This is a genomic window from Pantoea sp. BRR-3P, from assembly GCF_039621635.1.
In the GTDB taxonomy this organism is placed as follows: domain Bacteria; phylum Pseudomonadota; class Gammaproteobacteria; order Enterobacterales; family Enterobacteriaceae; genus Pantoea; species Pantoea floridensis.
Window position 1 is genome coordinate 859,299 of record NZ_CP155066.1, and the last position, 20,709, is coordinate 880,007.

The 20,709-nt window shown below is 44.7% G+C and carries 20 protein-coding genes and 1 pseudogene; 11 read left to right on the top strand and 10 right to left on the bottom strand.

Annotation, left to right across the window (positions count from 1 at the left end):
* The first annotated feature begins 6 nt into the window (after positions 1-6).
* Genes cutD through AAGR08_RS03930 form a run of 6 tightly spaced genes read left to right on the top strand, consistent with a single transcriptional unit; the run spans position 7 to position 3,413 of the window.
* Positions 7-942 carry a choline TMA-lyase-activating enzyme gene (cutD, locus tag AAGR08_RS03905; protein ID WP_345828651.1) on the top strand — a complete coding sequence of 312 codons (936 nt, stop codon included), beginning with the start codon at positions 7-9 and terminating at the stop codon, positions 940-942.
* A gap of 11 nt (positions 943-953) precedes the next feature.
* On the top strand, positions 954-1,343 hold the full coding sequence (locus AAGR08_RS03910) for a BMC domain-containing protein (RefSeq protein ID WP_345828653.1): 390 nt from the start codon (positions 954-956) through the stop codon (positions 1,341-1,343).
* Positions 1,340-1,960 (top strand): phosphate propanoyltransferase, encoded by a 621-nt coding sequence (locus AAGR08_RS03915; RefSeq protein ID WP_097096358.1) that lies wholly within the window; start codon positions 1,340-1,342, stop codon positions 1,958-1,960. The genes AAGR08_RS03910 and AAGR08_RS03915 overlap by 4 nt, the downstream gene beginning before the upstream one ends.
* A 12-nt stretch (positions 1,961-1,972) precedes the next feature.
* Positions 1,973-2,641: a hypothetical protein gene (locus AAGR08_RS03920; RefSeq protein WP_345828655.1), complete on the top strand. Its 669-nt coding sequence runs from the start codon at positions 1,973-1,975 to the stop codon at positions 2,639-2,641.
* Between the two features lie 25 nt (positions 2,642-2,666).
* On the top strand, positions 2,667-3,029 hold the full coding sequence (locus tag AAGR08_RS03925) for a multidrug efflux SMR transporter (protein ID WP_097096360.1): 363 nt from the start codon (positions 2,667-2,669) through the stop codon (positions 3,027-3,029).
* A 54-nt stretch (positions 3,030-3,083) separates the two neighbouring features.
* The gene (locus AAGR08_RS03930) at positions 3,084-3,413 is read left to right on the top strand and encodes a multidrug efflux SMR transporter (RefSeq protein ID WP_345828658.1); all 330 of its coding nucleotides are present in this window, start codon (positions 3,084-3,086) and stop codon (positions 3,411-3,413) included.
* 73 nt (positions 3,414-3,486) lie between these two features.
* On the opposite strand, the gene AAGR08_RS03935 is transcribed toward AAGR08_RS03930, so the two are convergent.
* On the bottom strand, positions 3,487-3,843 hold the full coding sequence (locus AAGR08_RS03935) for a hypothetical protein (protein WP_064739688.1): 357 nt from the start codon (positions 3,841-3,843) through the stop codon (positions 3,487-3,489).
* A gap of 180 nt (positions 3,844-4,023) precedes the next feature.
* Entirely contained in the window at positions 4,024-5,343 is a 1,320-nt protein-coding gene (locus AAGR08_RS03940; protein WP_345828659.1) for a serine hydrolase, read from the bottom strand.
* Positions 5,344-5,450: 107 nt separating this feature from the next.
* Between AAGR08_RS03940 and AAGR08_RS03945 the strand changes: the two genes are divergently transcribed.
* On the top strand, positions 5,451-6,368 hold the full coding sequence (locus tag AAGR08_RS03945) for a LysR family transcriptional regulator (RefSeq protein WP_345828660.1): 918 nt from the start codon (positions 5,451-5,453) through the stop codon (positions 6,366-6,368).
* On the opposite strand, the gene AAGR08_RS03950 is transcribed toward AAGR08_RS03945, so the two are convergent.
* The 3 genes and pseudogenes from AAGR08_RS03950 to AAGR08_RS03960 all read right to left on the bottom strand — a co-directional run.
* Positions 6,335-7,189 carry a PA4780 family RIO1-like protein kinase gene (locus tag AAGR08_RS03950; protein WP_345828661.1) on the bottom strand — a complete coding sequence of 285 codons (855 nt, stop codon included), beginning with the start codon at positions 7,187-7,189 and terminating at the stop codon, positions 6,335-6,337. The two genes, AAGR08_RS03945 and AAGR08_RS03950, sit on opposite strands and share 34 nt — an antisense overlap.
* A gap of 409 nt (positions 7,190-7,598) precedes the next feature.
* On the bottom strand, positions 7,599-8,291 hold the full coding sequence (locus AAGR08_RS03955; RefSeq protein WP_345828663.1) for a hypothetical protein: 693 nt from the start codon (positions 8,289-8,291) through the stop codon (positions 7,599-7,601).
* A gap of 201 nt (positions 8,292-8,492) precedes the next feature.
* Positions 8,493-9,485, bottom strand: a pseudogene (locus AAGR08_RS03960) (primase-like DNA-binding domain-containing protein); the annotation flags it as partial.
* Positions 9,486-9,636: 151 nt separating this feature from the next.
* On the opposite strand from AAGR08_RS03960, the gene AAGR08_RS03965 reads away from it, so the two are divergent.
* Together AAGR08_RS03965 and AAGR08_RS03970 are read left to right on the top strand one after the other, a co-directional pair.
* Positions 9,637-10,461, top strand: coding sequence for a hypothetical protein (locus AAGR08_RS03965; protein WP_345828665.1), 825 nt, complete (start codon positions 9,637-9,639; stop codon positions 10,459-10,461).
* A 141-nt stretch (positions 10,462-10,602) separates the two neighbouring features.
* Positions 10,603-11,976 (top strand): FRG domain-containing protein, encoded by a 1,374-nt coding sequence (locus AAGR08_RS03970; protein WP_345828666.1) that lies wholly within the window; start codon positions 10,603-10,605, stop codon positions 11,974-11,976.
* 313 nt (positions 11,977-12,289) lie between these two features.
* Here AAGR08_RS03970 and AAGR08_RS03975 read toward each other — a convergent pair whose 3' ends face one another.
* The gene (locus AAGR08_RS03975) at positions 12,290-13,465 is read right to left on the bottom strand and encodes a YaaC family protein (RefSeq protein ID WP_097096367.1); all 1,176 of its coding nucleotides are present in this window, start codon (positions 13,463-13,465) and stop codon (positions 12,290-12,292) included.
* A gap of 1,084 nt (positions 13,466-14,549) precedes the next feature.
* Positions 14,550-15,026, bottom strand: a complete 477-nt coding sequence (locus AAGR08_RS03980) for a GNAT family N-acetyltransferase (protein WP_312354180.1) — start codon at positions 15,024-15,026, stop codon at positions 14,550-14,552.
* Positions 15,027-15,118: 92 nt separating this feature from the next.
* On the opposite strand from AAGR08_RS03980, the gene AAGR08_RS03985 reads away from it, so the two are divergent.
* Together AAGR08_RS03985 and AAGR08_RS03990 are read left to right on the top strand one after the other, a co-directional pair.
* The gene (locus tag AAGR08_RS03985) at positions 15,119-16,051 is read left to right on the top strand and encodes a LysR family transcriptional regulator (RefSeq protein ID WP_345828671.1); all 933 of its coding nucleotides are present in this window, start codon (positions 15,119-15,121) and stop codon (positions 16,049-16,051) included.
* 187 nt (positions 16,052-16,238) lie between these two features.
* Entirely contained in the window at positions 16,239-16,532 is a 294-nt protein-coding gene (locus tag AAGR08_RS03990; RefSeq protein ID WP_312354177.1) for a YciI family protein, read from the top strand.
* A 499-nt stretch (positions 16,533-17,031) separates the two neighbouring features.
* On the opposite strand, the gene AAGR08_RS03995 is transcribed toward AAGR08_RS03990, so the two are convergent.
* The 3 genes from AAGR08_RS03995 to AAGR08_RS04005 form a co-directional block, all read right to left on the bottom strand.
* Positions 17,032-18,090 carry a hypothetical protein gene (locus AAGR08_RS03995; protein WP_258143780.1) on the bottom strand — a complete coding sequence of 353 codons (1,059 nt, stop codon included), beginning with the start codon at positions 18,088-18,090 and terminating at the stop codon, positions 17,032-17,034.
* Between the two features lie 292 nt (positions 18,091-18,382).
* Entirely contained in the window at positions 18,383-19,192 is an 810-nt protein-coding gene (locus AAGR08_RS04000) for a DUF2971 domain-containing protein (RefSeq protein WP_258143779.1), read from the bottom strand.
* A 292-nt stretch (positions 19,193-19,484) separates the two neighbouring features.
* Entirely contained in the window at positions 19,485-20,273 is a 789-nt protein-coding gene (locus AAGR08_RS04005) for a malate dehydrogenase (protein ID WP_258143778.1), read from the bottom strand.
* Positions 20,274-20,709: the final 436 nt, after the last annotated feature.

Genomic DNA, 20,709 nt, shown 5'->3' on the forward strand with positions numbered 1-20,709 from the left:
CGCGGTATGGAAGCAGTGGCTGAATCAAAAGGGCGGATTTTTAATATCCAAAAGTACTCCATTTATGATGGTGATGGTATTCGTACGCTAGTTTTTTTTAAAGGCTGCAATATACGTTGCCCCTGGTGTGCGAATCCAGAGGGTCTGGTTAAAAACTTTCAGGTAATGTTCTCACGTGACAAGTGCATTGATTGTGGTGAATGCGTAAATATTTGTCCGGTAGGTATTCATAAAAATATTGATGGCAAACATATTGTCGATCGTGACATAGATTGTATTGGTTGCCGACAATGTGAAAATATTTGCACCAAAAATGCATTGGATATTCTAGGTAAAGATGTCACCGTCTCTGAGTTGATGGACATTATCATGCAGGATTACGATTTCTATATCTCATCCGGTGGTGGTGTCACGATTGGTGGCGGTGAAATGAGCTTGCAAACGGATTTTGCTGTGGCGCTGTTCACTGAATGTAAAAAAATGATGATCAATACGGCGGTTGAAACGCAAGGAACAACATCTCTTGCTAACTATCAAAAGCTTCAGCCCGTTACAGATACCTTTTTATTTGACCTTAAACAAATCAGTAGCGAGCAGCATAAAAGCTTATTCGGTATTGGCAACGAGTCTGTGCTGCGTAACCTTGAATGGCTGGTGGATTCAGGCGCGAAGGTGATAGTCAGAATGCCGCTAGTTCGTGGTTATAACGATTCGTATGATTCAATTACGGGAGCGATTGACTATATTTGCAGGCTTGCTAAGCGGGGCAATATTCAACGTATCGATTTTTTACCTTATCACCAATTAGGAAAAATGAAATATGAACGACTGGGAATGGAATATCCCATTCTAAATGATCCTTCTTATAGTGCAGAGGAGTTGCATCGTCTCGAGCAATTCCTTGCGCAGTTTGATTTTGATATTCGCTTAGTTCGTCATTAACTGGAGGCGTAATGAAAAGTTTAGGCATCATTGAAACGATAGGCTTGGCTGCCGCAATAAAAGCAGCCGATGCTGCCTGTAAAGCCGCCGATGTGCAGTGTATTGGCTATCGCACGGTAGGTTCCGGACGGGTAAATATTTGCTTTGAGGGGGAGATCAGTGCCATCCGTGCGGCCATTGAACACGGCACCGGCGTAATTGAAAAAAAACAGCTGCTGGCCTCGTTGGTTATTGCGCGTCCCGAGCGGAGCGTGATAACGGCGTTGCAAAAGTTGAAAGGCAAAGGATTCTGCCAGCAAAACGCGCCATCGGCATTCAAAGCGCCTGCTATGCCGGAAGTGATGGATTCTCAAATGAGTAGAGAAGAAAAAGCGTCGGTGAAGAAAGGGAACAAATCATGATTGATGCACAGGTTTTACAGCGCATTGACCATCAGCTATCTACATCTAACGCCTTAATACCGGTCGGTATTTCAAATCGTCATGTTCATTTATCGCATGATGATGTGGAAGCGTTGTTTGGTAAAGGCTATCAGCTTACCCCCTTCAAGCCGTTACGTCAGCCTGGTCAGTTCGCAGCGAAAGAAACCATCACCGTTGTTGGACCAAAAGGTAGCTTGCAGCACGTTCGTGTTCTTGGACCGCAACGGCCTGCCTCGCAGTTGGAGATTTCCCGCGCAGACTGTTTTGTCTTGGGCATCAAAGCACCAATACGGGAATCTGGCGCGCTGGAAAATGCCGGTAGTGCGCTGTTAATCGGCCCTGCTGGCCATGTTGAGCTGCGTTCGCAGGTGATTTGTGCCTGGCGACACATTCATATGTCACCCCAGGATGCGAGCAGATTGAATGTGTGTAATGGGCAACAGGTTAAAGTACGAACCCAGGGAAAGCGCAGTTTACTGTTCGATGCTGTGATTGTACGGGTCAATGAGAACTTTGTTCTTGAGTGCCATCTTGATACGGAAGAAGCGAATGCGGCAGGTTTAAATAACGGCGAGATGGTGTCTCTGGTGCATTAAAGAGGATGTGTCATGACGGAAAAGGATATTGAACGCATTGTCGCGTTGACACTGCAGCGTTTGCGCCCTCCAACGTTGCTTTTGATATCTGAAGCGCAGGAGTACCAAAAGATCATTCATGCGCGACTTGAAGCCTGTCACTGCGTTTATCATCTCGCTTTTGAAGGGGGAGCAGAAGAGGCGCTGTGGCACTCATTAGGAAATGTACACGAGGACGAAGGCTGGCTGCGAACCTTATCTTCCGTTCCTTATCGGGCCATGGTTATTCCGTTTCTCAGTTATGCGCTGGCGGCGGATGTAGTCAATGGCGTTATGCACCGGTCATTTGCTAAGGCAATACATCAGGCTCTCAGTTGTGGTCTACCCGTGTTTGCATTGCCTTATTACTGCGATCCTGACAGTGAAATTAATCGGTTGAAAGGTAATAGCGCACATCCTGGTTATGTTAAACATGTTCAGGCAACGCTGCTGGCCTTAAAAAACATGGGTGTCACATTATGTTCTTTAGATGAACTGATCGCTAATTTGATGGGAAGTGAAATTCCTGATGCTCGTGAATCTGTGCGTCGTTATATCACGGTTAATGACATCATTAATAAGAAAGTGAAAACGGATATACCAGGGGCATTGTTAACTGATGCTGCATCCGACTACTTAAAGAATCAAAAAAAGAATACCTAACGTTACTTAAAATCAGGAGTTAATTATGTCTGCTAAAAATAAATGCTGGCTTTGGCTACTGCTGGTCATTATTTCTGAAACCTCTGCAACTTCAACGCTGAAGTTTTTTGATTCCAGTGAAGGCATAACAAAAGGATTGTTGTTGATATTTCTCATCCTGTTTTATGCTGTTTGTTATTATTCATTGTCTCGTGCAGTTAAGGACATCCCCGTTGGGCTCGCGTATGCAACATGGTCTGGCACAGGGATTTTATTGGTTTCGACTTTAGGCATGCTATTTTACGATCAGCATCCCGATGCGGCATCAATTATCGGCATGGTAATTATTGCAAGCGGCATTGTTATCATGAATCTTTTCTCAAAAATGGGCGAGCACGCAGAGAGTTAAAGTCACATCCCTAAATGCATAATGATGATACTTAAAATATAAAAGGAATATTATATGCTTAATCTCGGATTTTTATGGTTAGCGTTGTCTATAGGTTCGGAAATTACCGGTACGTCGATGATTAAAAAAACTCAGGGCTTTAGTAAGCCAGGGCCTTCATTATTAGTTATCTGTGCCTATGGGCTCTGTTATTTTGCACTTACGCGCGCGATGAGTACGATTCCTGTTGGGGTAGCTTATTCACTCTGGTGCGGATTTGGCATTGTGGGCGTCACGTTGTGTTCAATGCTCATTTATAAACAGAAGCCTGATATCATTGCGGTCTTTGCGATGATCTTAATAATTTCGGGTGGGGTGATTATGAATGTTTTTTCCGCAGCCTGAATCGATATCACCTTAGCGATGTCAAAGCATTAAAAAAGGCCGCTGGCGCGGCCTCATTGTGGAGCGTGGAAAGTTATTCGCTAACTTTCTTTTTCAGATCGCTGGCACCTTCTTTGGTTTTATTCCAGCCTTTCTGGGTGCCTTCTTTAGTGGCATCCCAACCTTTTTCAGAGCCTTCTTTGGTTTTGTTCCAGGCCTTTTGCGTACCTTCACTTGCTTTGCTGCTCAGGTTATCGCTTTTACCTTCTGCGGCATGCTTAGCTTTCAGCTGCTGCTCTTTGCCTTCGTTCTGCGCCTGATGCAGTTTCTCTTTGGCAGTGTTTGCGCCAGCCTGCGCGTTAGCGACGGTTTCATCAGTTGCATGTGTAGTGGCGGCAAAAGCCGAAGAAGCCAGCAGAAGAGCCGATACTGCAATAATTGTCTTTTTCATAATTCCCTCTTTCATGAAATATGTCGTCTCAGGTATTCATCCTGGCATAAGCCACGATGGAAAGATTTAAGAATAAACCAGGAATGAAAAAGGTCTAGTTTCGGTGGGAAAATCACGCATACATAGCATTTTAGGTTATCGAAGAGAAAACAGAGCCATCCTGGTGATGGCTCAAAAGTTTCAGTCCGCTAACTGCTGCGCAATCGCGCTGTACATGAGTGCGGCTTCCAGCGGCTGAGCATTCATTTTCGGCTCCGCTTCAGGCCAGGTCGACCACTGCACGATAACCAGCTTTTCAGCACGATTGACCATAATCACCTGACCATAAATACCCAGTGCCCACAGCGAATTTTTCAGCGATTTATCAGCGCTGGGTGAAACATTATGCGCGTTGGCGGCAACGGCGTTGTTCCACCACTGATAACCATAGGTGCCATCAGGATGGGCGGCTGACACCGAATTGCGCGCCTGCGTCCAGCTGGATGCCTCATCCAGCCAGCCGTCGGGCAGCATTTGCTGACCATTCGGCAAACGACCATTATTCATGATGAATAAACCGAAGCGGCCCCAGTCTTCCAGCGTCGCGTTAAAGCCATGCGCGCCAACGTCGTGCTTTCCTTTTTCATAGGCGTGCCAGACGCCATCACTTGCCATGCCGTAAGGTTTCCAGAGACTTTGCTCAAGCCACGCTGCGATAGACATGCCAGTCGCTTTTTCCAGTACGTCACCAAGCAGCCATGCACCACCGGATGAGTACGACCACGATTCTCCGGCCGGGTGGGCCCGATGCAACTGCTTGATGATGTTACGTACACAATCATAGGTGCCTGGACGTGCTTCGCACTGCGTCAGATGCGCAAAGTCAGAGTCAGGATTGGTGTAATCCTCATTCCAGGCGACACCTGAAGTATGTTGAATCAGTTGCTTCAGCGTCACGCCATTCCAGGCGGTTGTTTTTAGGTCCGGCTCATAATCGGTGACGCGATCGTTAAGTGAATGGATTTTACCCTGTTTGATGGCGATGCCCACTAACGTTGAAACCACGGATTTTCCCACGGAGCGTGAAGTCCATAACGTGTGATCGCTATTACCTTCACCCAGATATTTATAGGCGATCTGACCCTTTTTCAGCACCAGCATACCGCTGACATTTTCCCGTTTCAGGTAATCTTGCAACGAATAGTTTTTGCCGTTAAAGGTATAGCTGGCGTTGCTTAGTGACTGGTTGGCCGTTTTTAACGGCGTTGACTCGCCGTGATGAAAAACATCACCCGCGTAATTGCGGTAATCATTACGAAATCCTACCACGCGATCCGCCTGGCTCCAGCTCAACATCTGGTGGGGATCCGGCAGCTTTTTATCAAAAGGCTGCGGGCAAGACGCGAGCATCACGCCACCACAGTTTTGCGTTTCCGCCGCGAAGACAGGTGAAGCGAATGACAAAGTAAGAGTGCTCAGTGAGGCGGCCAGCAGCATCGGTTGTAAAAGACGTTTACTCATTATGTTCTCTACCATTTCAGAAATGAATGCGTAGCAGTATATGAATGGTTTATCCCCTGATAAAATCATTCAACGGGGGATCATCCCCTCAATTATTGGAGCGTTATATGTCTGCTTTACGCTATTCATTTTCGCAAATTGAAGCGTTTGCCATGATCGCTGAAACTGGCAGCGTGTCGAAAGCTGCTCAGCTGCTGGGAAAGGACCGCACTACGGTGCGCGACCTGCTGGATTATCTGGAAGATGCACTGGGTTATACGCTGTTCTTACGGGAGGGGCGCAGGTTGCGCCTGACTGACAACGGCCAACAGCTGCATCGTCAGGCACATCTTTTTCTTCGTCAGGCGCAGGCATTTGAATCGTTTGCACGTGGTCTACCTGCCGCAGTCGAAGAAGAGTTAGTGCTGGTTTACGATCCATTCGTGCCGCACGCATTTCTCCATGCCTTAATTGAACATATGGCAGCGAATAAAATCCGGTTCAGCGCATGGAGCGGCACACGTGACGAGGCTGAAAGGGCGCTTAAAAATGGGCAAGCGCATGTTGCCATTTGCCAGGCACAGCATCGAACGTTGGGTAATGAGATGGAGTGGCAGGCATTGGGAACCGTCGAACTCAATTTCTACGCTGCCAGGGGATTGTTTAATGATCAACCTCAGCCGGTGACGCTCCTCAATCTTTCCCTGGTTCCGCAGCTGGTGATGCATCACGTCAGCGATGAACAAGTTAGCCGACGATTGCAAATCTCGGGCAAATCACTGTTCGTTAACGATCGTGCCATTCTACAGCAATTGCTGGAAAGCGGCGTAGGTTGGGGATTCTTGCCGACGCATTTTCAGGCGCAGCAATGGCATGATGTGCAGATATTGTGCACTGAAGTGGGCAATCAGGGGTTGAATATTACGATGGTGACGTTGTGGAATCCAGGCGGCAACAAAAATGCTGTCGCCCAAGCGTTCATTGCAAGTTTGCCTGAAATCTGGCGCAGTATTTATTCATCTTCACGTTCCTTTGCTGCGCGCTGACGTTCGTAGAACTCATCCTCGGCTGCAATGATTTCATCCATCAGCGAATCCACATCAACCTCGTGCACTTCCTCGACGAAGAGACCGGTAAGCGGCGTTTCAGGCGTTAGTTTTCCATCTTCATAGAGCTGCCAGATTTCTTTCGCATAGCGTGTTTGCAATAACTGCGGTGCAAACTGACCGTAGTAAGCGGTGATGTTATTAACATCGCGCTCAAACATCGATTCGGCGTGGTTATTGGCAGCGGCATCGACCGCTTGTGGCAGGTCGATGATGACCGGCCCGTTGGCGTCTTGCAACACGTTAAACTCCGACAGATCGCCATGCACAATGCCTGCACACAACATGCGCACGATGTTACGAATCATGGTGTCGAAATCTGTAATGGCGTCCTTTTCCGAAAGCATCACGTCACTCAGCCGAGGCGCAACCATGCCTTCTGCGTCCGTGACCAGCTCCATTAACAGCACGCCGTCAATGCAAATATAGGGCTGAGGCACGCGTACGCCAGCATTGGCCAGGCGGAATAACGCATCAACTTCTGCGCTTTGCCAGGTCTCTTCTTGTTGCTTGCGCCCGAATTTGGAGCCTTTTTGCATCGCGCGGGTATTACGCGAGTTGCGGACCTTGCGTCCTTCCTGGTAATGCACCGCCTGTTTGAAGCTACGCTGTGTGGCTTCTTTATACACTTTGGCGCACTGGATTTTGCCGCCAGTTAAGACGGTATAAACGTCAGCTTCTTTGCCGCTTCTCAGTCGCTGGAGTACTTCGTCGATCAGGCCATCATCAACGAGGGGTTGGAGTCTATTTGGAATTTTCATGCGGCTTTATACCTTATTTCGGCCGCTTTTCGTATCAATAACACAAACGGCAATACCAGAATGAAGGGATAACCCAGGTCGTCAAACTCACTGATAAAATGCTTAAATTTCAATGGGAAGCCCTTCAGTGATTGACTAGATGCTTATCCATTTTGTCTTGATTGAATGGGATTGTCTCAAAGAATTCAGGCACAAAAAAGCCCGCAGGGTTTACACCGTGCGGGCTTTCAGGACTTAACCCAATGACTCTGGTAATCATTGGTCAAGAATTTTGGTGGGCTGGCGGAGTCTGAAAAAGCAAAATAACCTTATGAAAATAAAATGTTTTATTCAATTCAAGTTTCCGTCGTATACCTAAACGTATACCAATTCAGGAAAGTAACAGGTCAAAACTCGAAATTGGGCCATCTTATCTCATCAGCGAAATAGCTGATTTAATATACTCTTCATGAGGTTTAAACCTCGACATATGCCGCACGCACACAACCGGAACCCGGTGGGTGTGGAATTTAGCATAAAAGGCGTATGTGGTGTAATACCCTTTAGGATGGGAATACTTCAACGTACCTGCCTCTCCAAAATATTTGAGCAACAAACTGGCGGCGGACAGTGAGGTCAGCCCATTGCTATAAGCGATAATCACCTCTGGGTTGCAAAGCTGTAGCGTTACATTCTCGAAGAAGCCCATTGAGTTTTTCACCAGTTGCTCAACGGATAGATTCTGCTTCAATGCTTCCTTTTGTATGGATGCTGCATTTTGGGAGCACATCATAATAGCATTAGTGTAAACGACATCCTGCCAATCATAACCAAGCCCTACAGGGATTTGTTGCAACCGCTTCGCGAGGTGAGTTATTCCCCAGGCACCCTCGATTCCGTTCTGAACATTAGAGATGGTGGGGGACTCGAAATCTTTCTCAATGGATTGCGCGTTGGTGATGTGAGCGTCTGCGAGGGAGCCATTGAATCCCATCATTATCACGCGCTTTCTAACTGGAGGGGATGCTAAAAGTTCGAACGCACTGTCGTAAGGCCTTCCTGGTAGATCGCTTAAACCAAAGTCCGCTAAACCATCTAAGATGAATTTTTTTGTTGCTTCCATTTAAATCCCTTCTACGAAAATCATCATTTAATAATACGTGAAAAAAGTTTTTTAAATTTATCCTTCACACTGTTCACCTTGTGTCTTTTGCAAATAATAACAATGCATTAGATGGTGAATGGTCTGTGAATATTGAGAGTTATGTTTCACCGCTGGTGAAGTATGGTCGTAAAAAAACCGGCTTTCGCCGGTTCTGGTTAGTCATGCTGCTGTGGGATCATCGCACTTCGGCAACCAGTCGCTGCTGCTTTCTTCTGTGAGATCGAGGTTGGTTTGCATCCCTGATTTTGTGCGCCGCTTCAGGTAGTGATGCCCTTACTCCCTCATGATGCTCTCAAGTGACAGGCCGAACATCTTCATGCTGAGTGGGTTCTTGTAACCGTTGGCCTCCATGTAGGCCAGATAAGCGTGGTAGAGGTAGCGCTTAGGCTGGAGCGGCCTGATGCTGGCATTTCCCATATAGAGCCCATTCGGTTCCGGTGTGGTGAACAGGTAGCCGCAGAAATCCACCATTGGATCGGCGTCGCACTTGATGCGCATGGCTTCATCTGAGTTCTGCTGTGACCTAAGCAATACTCTGGCGTCCTGTGGCTGGCTGAACTGTTGCATCAGCTGACGTAAGATAACGGCCAGCTCGCCGCTGATTTTTTCCTTCAGCTGGGGATCGCGTTCGTTTGGTGGGATAATCTCAGGAAAGTGCAGGATTACCCGGCGGCGTGATACTCCGCCGCTGCGGTCAGTGAAGCGCATCGGATTGTTATTCACTGCCAGTATCACCGCCGGGATATGCGTTGAGTAGGCATCCCGGTATTTCGGATCGACTGACACCGCATCGCCCACGGTAATGGCCTTCAGGCCAGCGCCGTCGCCGCTCCATTTCTTTTGGTCGGGCAGCCTTATAAGCGAGTAGCCAATCACCGCCGCGTGCTCACGGGATGATTCCAACGTTTCGATGGAGGCTGACACGGCGTTGTCCGCACAGGCCAGCATGGTGGCGATTTCCGCCATAATGCTTTTGCCGTTGCTGCCGGGTCCGGTGACTTTCAGAAACAGCTGCCAGTCGCAACGGTTTGCCAAAACCATAAACAGTGCAGCCAGGATAATGTTGCGTTTTTCCGCGTTACCTCTGGTGGCGCGGTCTAGTCACTCCCAGAAAATTGACGCCTAAGTTTGCAGTGTTTCACCTTCTGCAGGGTTTATATAGGCGACTGTCAGCTTAGTGCCAAAAGCGGGCATTCCCCAGCTCTGATTTGATAGCTAAGTTCAGTGCACCACTATAGAATTGTTCAATCCAATCAAAGGCTCACAATAATAGTTAATAAACACTCCTAGGCTGAGGGCTTATATGGGCGATGTATCAATTATTACTAATGCTCTTGGGCGTTTTGCTAACAACATGCGACTCTATGGGGAAGCCTTCTCTAAATATCGAGAATTGGCAGCAATCGACCACGAAGAGGCTATCCACAACCTTGATCGAGCATTCGAGCAAATTCTTGAGGGTTTTCATACGTTATATGATGTATCACAGGCAATGTTTGACTTTCATGAACATCCTGATACAAGTCTCCTAATTTCTATTCGAAATGCTCTTCATCACCGTGATCATCCTCTGTTCCATAGTTTTCTCCAGACTATTTGGTTGGATGGGGAGCCAGAGCGCCTAATTGGGGCTGAATATTTAATTGCTAGGCATCGAACGACAGGCGGTAACCCCCCTCCGATGATGCATCTGATAAAGTTAGAAGATGTGTACAGTCGCTTAGATCCACGTTATATATCGGGCTACTTAAACCCAATGGGTAAAGCAAATGCATTAGCCAGATTCGTCTCTTTGGAAAATAGTCTTGCCTTCGAAAAAGTGTGGGAAAAAACAAAAAAAGATCGATATCCCACAAAGCAAGTGTATTTGGACTTATTGCCGATATTCAATTCTGCAGTTTCAAGAGTTTTTACCGCATTGGATAATGCTGGAGTAATGTTCCAGGGATTTGATGCAAATGCTTATAAATCCGTATTCATTGACGAGTTAAAGACAGATCTTCAGCATTTTGATTTCTTTGGTGTGAGAATGCACGCGCTACAGATTGAGTTGGGCCCAAAATTGACAATCCAAGAGGCTTCTATCAGACGAGGTTGTACCTATCAAAAGATGATGGTAGACGAATAGATACCGTTCAACTTAAGGATGAATGAATGTAATGGCACACTGAATTTGGGTCGAAAGCATTTATTTGTCCATTAAAAAGTTGGAACGTGGACTAATTAATGGGGCTATAAGTCCCTTGATTAATACGAACGGGGAGGTGGGATGGAACATTGTCACTGCGAGACGCTCGAAGAACTCAAGTTAACTATTAAACAATATGGGACAGGAGTTCTCTACAGAGGACAGACTCATCATTACCTCTCTTCAGATGGGTCACCCTCAATGCCTACGTCATTTCAGCGTCATGGATGCATACCCGACCTGATGATTATATGGACATATTATGCAAAGAAAGCCTTACAACACTTAGTACGCGGCTGGAATGATACCGGCGATAGTGCAACCAACCAAGCAATCCTTCAGCATTATGGCTTTCGTTCCTTTTTCCTTGATGCTAGTGGAGATCCGCGTGTCGCTGCTTGGTTTGCATGTAATAAGTTTGATTCTAAATATGTGGTTAATTTGGTAGAGGATTGCTTTGAAGATCCTGTTTGGCTGCGTACTCTGAATGCTTGGTTTGTTCCATCCGAAGACATTGGCCACCTTTACCTAATAAGCCAGAAGTTACTAAGGCAATACGAACTTCAGGCTGTTCATCTATCCGAAATTGCGACAGATCATGGCGCTCCGAGGTATGTACGACAGGATGCGTACATGGTTGGGCCTTTAGTTCGGGAAGGATTAGACGGAGACTGTATTATTTGTCATATCAGCGCTCCAGCAGAAGTCCTGCGTAAATTTGCGGAGGGGTATAGTGCTGGCTGGCTATTTCCAGACCCATCTGAGGATCCTGTGTATCGTGAACTTTTATCAATGCCATGGGTGAAGATGCGACATCTTTCGAATGAAGGGCTTGAGGCATTCAAGAGATCATTGGAGTTACCTGAGTATGCTTGTCACCTTCAAAAGCACATGCCTTCAAGTAGCGCAATGTATAGACCCTTTTGGACTAGGGACCTTCCCCCGCCTCCAGACTGTCAGACAATTATCACTTCACAAATAGTTCAGATTCTATGTGGGGGAGCCCTATATCATGGTGCAAGTGATCCTTGTTTTACTCTTCCAGAAATCAACAAGCTGCTAGAAAAATATAATGAGATATCAATTGAACTTGATGGGCTTGTTTACCATGGTATGGGTACAAAATATGGGAAGGGCGTGGGAATAGTAAAAATGCCTGTAAATATTGTATGTGTATTTGAATATGGTATTGATCATCCGGGTTTGCGCATTATGGGTATTGGGCGCTTCTTTGGGATGCACTATCGAATCGATGATAACGGCTATTGGAAGCGTGTTATTCATGAAGAAGACTGCAAGTGTGGTTCAGATCATATTGACAATATGTCCCTACTTGGCCGGATTGATTATTCGCTGCGGAACAGGCTATTAGAAGATATTGGTTCAGATTTATATGTTCAGAAAGGTATTGACCCGACCTCTGATACATTGGCTACATGGGGGGAGCCTTACTAGCGTGCTCAAACTGGCAAGGAAATATCTAGATTATCCCCATGCCGATTCATAATTTTTTATTGATGGGACACCTTGAGAACGATACTCCAGTACTGCTAATGTTCGCTTATCGCTTATCGCTTATCGCTTATCGCGGACCTTTAGAGCGAGTATCTTGTTTGCTCTGTGCCAAAAGCGGAAATCACAATCGCTACAGCGGCTTAGATCAGAGTTCTAAAATAATCTGAGGTGTTTGCAATTTATTTAGTGATTGCTTATTGAAATTAAGCTGTCCAGGAAGAAAAGAACAGCTTGTAATTAAAATCACTATAAATTAGAACATCGCGTATGCCTTTGTCACTTGTTGTCCTAAAATTTGAGCTGTTAATAAATATAGATATTGCTTAGGTTGTGTTTTCAAAAATTCACTCACCAACCATTGTTCTTTATTTGAAAACAAGCTATCAAAGAGGTGTGGGCGATATCTTGTGATAGAGCCAAGATAAAACATCATCATATAAATAATGGATTCCTGACTATATCTGAATGACGGGTCCATACATTTCGATATATAAAGTGTATAACCATTTGAGCCAATGTAGTACCAAACTCCATCTTTTCTTATCTCCTTGGAAAGGTTGTAATATTCTGAGTGAGTAGGATCTTTAGAATAGCGCATAGTGATTGAACAAAAGTAATAATAATGTCCATTTTTAAAGTTTGGGTAAATTACCCCGGTATCTAAACTCCAATGAACATTAGAACCATTTTGTATGCTTGGTGAATAGCAGATATCATCCTCAAACTTTATGATGTTATATCCAGCCTTAACTAATTTTTCTGCATCTGTCTCACTTAAGCACCCCAAGTCACCACGGAAATATAATGTTTTACCTTTTCTAAATAATGTGTGGTCAATGATTTTAATAAAAAACTCCGGTTTTTTATATATTTCACTATATGACCTGTGTATGCCTATGCAATGTGATAGTATATCTCTGATATTTAAATTTTTCGGTCCAAAATTATAGGGCGGAGCTTTCGATAAATCAAAAAGACGCAACATCTCATGGGCAACTTGAATATCACCGTTATTACTTGTTTTTATGGTTACGCTCGATTTAGAAAATTCACTCTGATAATCTTCAGAAATACCATGTGTATATCCCTTAAATAAAATATTGTCCGACCTAGAAATGTTTATTGCGATTTTTGAGAGGTTAAGAAATGCATAGTAATATAATAACGGCTGGGATTTTACCGGGCTATTTTCTGCTGACTCGTAAAAGTTTTTTGCCTGCTCTAGAAAAGAAAATAGTACTTTTTCTTTTTTTAGTTTATCAGTAGTCGTTTTGGTTGTTTTCTCGATGTAACGTTTCAAGATATAGTCCCAAAAAGCCCATATGTCAGAAATAATTATTTTTTCACCTGACCCAATTTTTAATTTATTATAATCCATGGAGAATAACGGGAAACCATTAAGATACTTCCTTATTTGTATAATTGACATATACCACCTCAGTACGTAACTGTGTAATTTGAAGAAACAAACAAGCTAATTGGTTTTATATGATCATGACTTATCCTTAAGTGCAAAAAAACACCTACTTAACTTTTTCACCAGTTATCTTCGAATAGCCTTCCGATACATAATATGCGCATTTCACGTTGAAAACAGGGCATTTTGCATCTTCATGTACTAATCCTCGAAAACTATCTAAGTTACCTGACACATTTTTAAGATATAATCTTTCTAATTGCTCTTTGTTCAACTCTATTTTAATTTTATTTGAATAAACAGTGATTACCACGTGCTTCTCCATTAGTTAACGTTAAAATAATGCAGGGTTCTCTTGTTGAGCAGGTAAGTCCAAGGATCTTCAGCCAGTTGTTGTACCAATACTGGTTTATGTTTCATTATATTACTGCCATAGGGGTAAAAGTGGAAGCCAGTACGATCACAACTTGCGTTCATTATACGTTTTCTGTCCCATAGCTACAGTAAGAAGTAAAGTCTCAGCTAAACAGGTCCGATAAGCTCCATCAAATAGGAAACATTTCTGTAAATGATTTCATCATAAGTCCCTTACTGTGTTTACAGATTAGTCAGCTACTCGCTTAAAACAGTCATTTATATTTTCACTATGACTTGAATATAGCGCCTAAAACAATATCGGGGCTACTTAGTAATAGTAATTAGATCTTTATTCTTGAGAAGCCACTTTCTCTTTGAAACAAAATCTGCCGCGCCGCGCCGCGCCGCGCCGCGCCGCGCCGCGACAACGGCTTGCCTGCTGACGAGCGAGCACAAAGTCGAGCTTACAAATAATGGTATGAGCACCTCCCACCACCGGGAGCATGTGAGATTAACTCTGCGTGACAGTCCGCTCAGTGCCAGAAGCGGACAGTGAAAGTATCCGTTTGCCAGTAAGCGATCGCAGGAAAAATTGTCATGCCTGTCCACAGAGAGTGAAAGACTATCAGGTTGTCTCTAAGATGGCTGTCTAAAGCGTTCGCGTTAATAAGAGTACAGGCGGGATAATCACAGAAATGGACGACCCCGCTTCGAAAAGTGTTCTTAATATAAAGAGCTTTTATTCTGCAAATTTCAGCAGTGCTTCACCATCAAGTCGATAGCGTACCCATTCAGACTGCGGCAATGCACCAATGCTCAGGTAAAAATCAACGGCGGGCTGGTTCCAGTCCAGCACACTCCATTCAAGGCGGCCGCACTCTCTTTTCACTGCGCATTGCGCAATATTTTTCAGTAACGCTCTCCCCGCACCTTTGCCGCGATAATCAGGGGAAATGTACAAATCTTCCATATAAATACCGTTACGTCCAAGCCATGTGGAATAGCTGGTGAAAAAAACGGCATACCCTACAGTTTTACCTTCAATCTCGGAGATCAACGCTTCGGTTTTACTACCTGCGCCAAACAATGTTTCCTGGATCTCGTCCGGCGTGGTGACGACTTCTTCCGGAGCTTTTTCATACACAGCCAGCTCATAAATCATCCTATAAATTGCCACTGCATCTTCCGGGCGGGCCGGGCGAATCGTGATACTCATTAGTTTTCCTGTCATTGCTGAATTTAGGCGACATTGATGGCGCTAAGCATAAGGGTTATTGTCAGGAGAATTAAGTGCAATGAAATCACTAAATGATGAATATTATGCATCCGGCGCTGAGGCGTCTTGATTTAAACCTGCTGCCTGTTTTTGACGCGATTTATCGTCACTGTTCCGTTCGTCTGGCGGCGGACGAACTGGCGATGAGCACATCGGCACTGAGCCATGCGCTGTCGCGGCTGCGCAACAGGCTTAATGACCCACTATTTTACCGGGAAGGCCACCGTATGTGCCCCAGCGCGTATGCTACGCAGATCGCGCCTTCTATTGCTTCGGCACTAAAATTCCTCAACCAGGAATTGATTCCGCAAACGGAGTTTGACGCCGCCGATAGTACGGAGCGCTTACAAATTGCGATTACGGATTTTACGGCGTTGTGTATTTTCCCTGCTCTGATGCACAAACTGCAGCATGAGGCACCCGGTTTGCGCTTTGAGTTACTCTATTTGCCGCACAGCCCGGCTCTGATGGAACTGCTGGCGGGCGAAGTGGATCTGGCGCTTGGATTCAGCACGTCAGATAATATCCGACATCCGGAACTGGAAGAGATCAACTGGTTTGAAGATGAATATGTCGTCATCAGCAATACAAACCGAACACAGCTGACGCTGGATGATTATCTTGCCGCACGACACCTTGTTGTCACGCCCTGGAGTGAGAAGCGGGGTGTTCTGGATTTACAGCTTGAGCAGATGGGATATATACGTCAGATAGCGCTCAAAACGCCGTCTATGCTTAGTGCGCCGTTTATTGTTGAGGAAAGCGACCTGCTGATGGCGATCCCCCGTTTTGCCGCTGAAAAGCTGATTCCGGCAGTGAATATCAAGATTTTTTCATTACCCTTCGCGGTACGCTCGTTTGAAGTGAAGATTTATTCACATAAACGGAGTGGTCAGCGAGGCGCGACTACCTGGCTAAAGGCGAAACTTCAAATGCTGGCAAAAGAGGTTAATTCAGGGCGGTGAATGCAAAAACATCTTGGGGATAGTTCAGGAGAAAATTCGCAGAGCATCGCTATCTGAGGAAGATAACTGTGGGCTGCTTCGTGTCAGAAGCGGATATTAGTGCTGGAACAAATAGCTGTTTAAGGTGCTTATTGAGATATTCAGGAAACATAATTAAACAGGTCAAGACTTTATAAGAGGAAGATAAATGCTTTTCACACTAAGGTTTACCGATCACCCAACAGCATTCGATATCAGAAAAGAATATCTCAATCCTCATCTGAAGTGGCTAAAGCAGAGACAACATGTGGTTAAGGCTGCCGGTTCACTGCGTGAACAGCACAATGATCAGCCTGTCGGAGCTTTATGGATTGTTAAGGCTGAGAATGAGGAAGATGCTCTATCAATATTTTCCGATGATCCCTTTTGGGTACATGGCTTGCGAGCATCAGTTGAAGTTTTATCCTGGAGCCTTGCCTTTGAAGACATGCTGAATGATTGATTACACGGCATTCATATTCGCTGTTCCTGATAGCTACGCTTTGTCTTGATATGCGCAACCGAAGCTACTGGTCCGGAGGATAGTTACGGGAATTAAATGTCCGCTTTTCGTTCAGGCTGTGTGAAAACTGTTTTGGCCACTTAATCTGCGTAAAACAGGGTTGAGAAAAGCGCTCATACGTAAAATTTGGCTCAGCTAACCTGTTGATTAGCTCCATATTTTGCGTAAATGCGCGCACTTCAGTTTTAGGTCACAGTTTTCACACAGCCTGCGCTCATAGTGGACTTGTGTCCCGCAAGCATGTCTGCTTAGTGCCAATAGCAGACGTTCAAGTTATTCTGTCCAGTGCTGGCATTCTGGTTGCACCAACTACACGGACAGACTGAAAAATGCTGGCATAACTTTCGGCCGGGCGCGCAGTCAGTAGCTGAACCGATGGTAAATATGCTCTGCAACGTTCTTACCACGCCATATTGGACGCTCAGGTTATTCTGTCCAGTTAACGCGCAATGCTGTTAGCGTCTAGAAACATTGCGCGATTTAAACCAACGCGCTCCTGCACTGTAAGGTTCGCGTAGAAAGCCTGATATTTTTCTGTTTTCTCAGGAAGAAATAGTGATACAGACTCACCTGCAATCGTCATCATAAAACAGATGTTATTCAGAAGATTTATCAGCCTTAAGTAGTTTCCTTTAGTATGATATTCATCCATGAACCCATGCAGAATACTGTGTCTGTTCAGCTTACTTAAGCCAATATCTTTTTTAGAACTCTGATAAAGATGCTTCTCAAAATAATTCCTACCATTTAAGCCTATCTGAAAACGCTCATCAAACCCTCCAAAAAACTTACGCTCACGGATTGATTGCGGCATCCAGTCATAATCACGATACATATAATCGTAAATATAATATTTTAGCCATGCATCATAAATACTAAGGAAGAATTGCGTCCCCACGTTTTCTGGCTGATTAATATTCAATTGAACACCTAATGCACGTATAGCATTTTCTATGCAGGGTAGTAAGGTTGTGATTGCAGAACGATATAATCCGAGACAGTAAGCCTCGGTTGTTTCCCTGATCTGTACTATGCACTGCTCTAAAGCCGAAAATTTAGGGTAGTGCTCTGTTACCAGAAGTGACAGGATTTCTGGCGGAAACATGGCAGTAAGGGCGCGTTCCCCAAGCATCAGCTTATCCTCCTTGTTGGAAGCATTTTTTATGCCATCAGCCAGCGTCCCAAGAACGCCATAGCCAATATAATTGGGCGTGATAATTTCAGCTTCGTTGAGGATATTACCAATATATTCGAATACTGTCTTTGGGTGGTTGAATACTGATCGTTGCGGCATAAATGCTTTGTGATTGTTATAGCAAACACAGAATCCATTTAAATCTCTAATGCCGGTTATGACCGATGGAGTAACAGAATATCCACCTATACCTAATTCAGCATTCAAAACAGTTATCAATATATCTATATTATCGCATGATGGATTTCTATTTTTAAAATTCCGGTACACTGCCCTGAATGTGTTTTCAGTTGAAAGAGTCATTAATGGAACGTCTCAGCATATGATCATCGAATAAACTCTAACACCAGTGATAGTATGAGGCTATGTAAATTGTATGTGAATACAAGCCTTTTCATTAATCCAATCTGGTCATACAGGTTTAGTGTCCAATGCTGGCATTCGTATACCTGCAGCTGTGAGGCCAGCACCTGAATTGCTGGCAGATCGGACCGGTGCCAGCTGCCGCCGGTCGCAGAAATGCTGGCTGACGCCAAGTTTAACGTTTTTTTACACCGCACTTGGACGCTCAGGTTATTCTGTCTAGCGCTGCTGGCTAAGCCCGAAAAGGCGTTTCAGTGAATGAATATTCGACATCTGAGTATCCATTGCAGTTAAGTAAAAAACCTATCCCTTCAAGCAAAAAATCCCGGTTTTTGCATGGCCCAATCCTTACGCTTCTCAGTGGCAATAACCCTGTATGAGGCGTGATTTGTTTAGCCTTGATCTGGATATACGGTATAAGACCGAGTCCATTAACACGAAAACATACTTGGTCTGACTTCGTTTCTGGCTGTATGACAATCCGGTATTCGCATTCTTCCTGAAAACTTTCATGCTTGAAAAAAGGTGTCAGGCTATTAACCAGCTCGGATGTACCAACAAATTCATGGATAGCTGAGTTATTTTTTTGTTCAAGGAAATCGGCATCGTTCAGGAATTTGAGAATTTCCTCTTTTGCTTTTAATGTCGAATCCGGCTTTGTATAAAATACATCGCCAGAAAAAAATCTGGATGTTCCGAAATCCAAAGCTTCAATTAACTCATCGCTGTCAAACTCAAGACACACGCCCTGCGATGAGCCATACCCGCGCCACTGGCTGAGGAGATCAGGGTTCTGGCAGAATGAAATATTATAATTATGTCTTGCCTGATGTAAGCGATGGCCTTCTATTGCTATACGCAATATCCCTATGCTCTTATCGCTAAGATCATCCTTCAGGTGAATAAGCGTATTTTCAAAAGCGGAAATACCATGATGCATTTCATCTTCATCGTTGAGAAAATTAATATTGGTTGCCCACAGAGAATTACTTTCAATAATGCCTTTAAGTCCATTTAGGTCAGTGTAATGATAAACCTTCATTTTCGCGTAAGCCTCTGCCGGGAATATGAAGCCAGTATAATGCAGGAGGCCTGTCACGATCTCGACATAAATTTCCCGGATGTGTCATCTTTGCACACTGGATAGAACAGCTATCCTTTCCTTTGCTGTCATTCATCTGGCTGCAGCTGCACAATCAGTTAAAAACTGCTGGCAAATTCCGACTTTGCTGCACCAGTGCGGTCGCATTACTGCTGGCAAACTCTTCTCTGTGACGTAATCCCCGCGCTACTCTGGACGTTCAGGTAATTCTGTCCAGATGCAATAGTGAGCCTCAGAACTGGGCTATCACGACTCTGGTCTTTCCTTCTTTATCATCCCCCTCCAGATCGCTTATGACGCCTTTCGGGTTTTTAACCCACTCTTCAGGATCATACACGAAACAGATAAGCGTCTCGCATTCAGGATGTGCACGGTAGCGTGCCATATCTGTAATCAGCTCCTCGCCGATTTGACGCGCGCCCAGATTCTTTCGGGTTTTTTTCACCTCTATGACTATTTTCTCCGCCTTCAGAAGAAAGTCCTGCCTGGACGACGCACCGGCATGGCTGGGTGAAGGCTCTTCATCCCTGATATCATCAAAATGCAGCATCAGAAGGGCATGAACCAGATCCTGTACGTCATACTCGTCGTTAATTTCAAACGCTGCCCTGTCGTTGTGCCGTTTTTTTAACTGACGGCAGAACGCAGGGAATCGCTCAAGAATCCCGATAACCCATTCCAGCGATGTATTTTCCGCTTTATTAATACTGGTCGCAGGTAAATTTTCTAAATCATCTTTGGCTGCATCAAAGAGAGGTTTGTAATGGTTTACTAATTTTCCATAATTAGTAAACCATTTCACCTTTGCAGTATTATTGAAATCTATATAATAATCAGATTCCTTTCCATAGCTGTCCTCAAGCAATTTTTTAACTCTTGCAATCCACTTATTACTTTTGGCCGAATCGACATATTCATCGTCTCCTCCTGAAGCATCTATAATTCTTTTTTTTGTTGAAACGACTGCGTGATAATCTTCATCCAGTGCTTTAAATCTCTCAACTAAACTCGTTGTTGTCATGTTGCCATCCGGGCTGTTGTGTCTGCCATAAACGCAGGGGATAAGCGAAATCATACCATAATCAGCTCTCGCTCCTTTGCACTGGACACTACAGTCATTCTGTCCAGTAATCCCGCCTTTATCCTCCCACTTCTGTGAAAAAACACACTTGGCCCCCCTGTGCCGGTCTCTACAGTGTTGATAGCTTTCGCATCGTACAAATCGTGCTTTTCTATATGGACGAAAGAGCATATTCGGAAAGAATGTCTAGTGACAAAGTCAGTCAGATCGGAATTAATCATCTTGCATGATTGCGTAATTTTAAAACCACCAGTATCTGTACATGATATGTCCGTTATTCGCTCATAGCAGACCTTGCCAAGCGCGCATGTCGCTCTATGCCAGAAGCGTACGTTTGCAACATCTTCAAAGTCAGGAGCTAATCAGACCAAGAAAA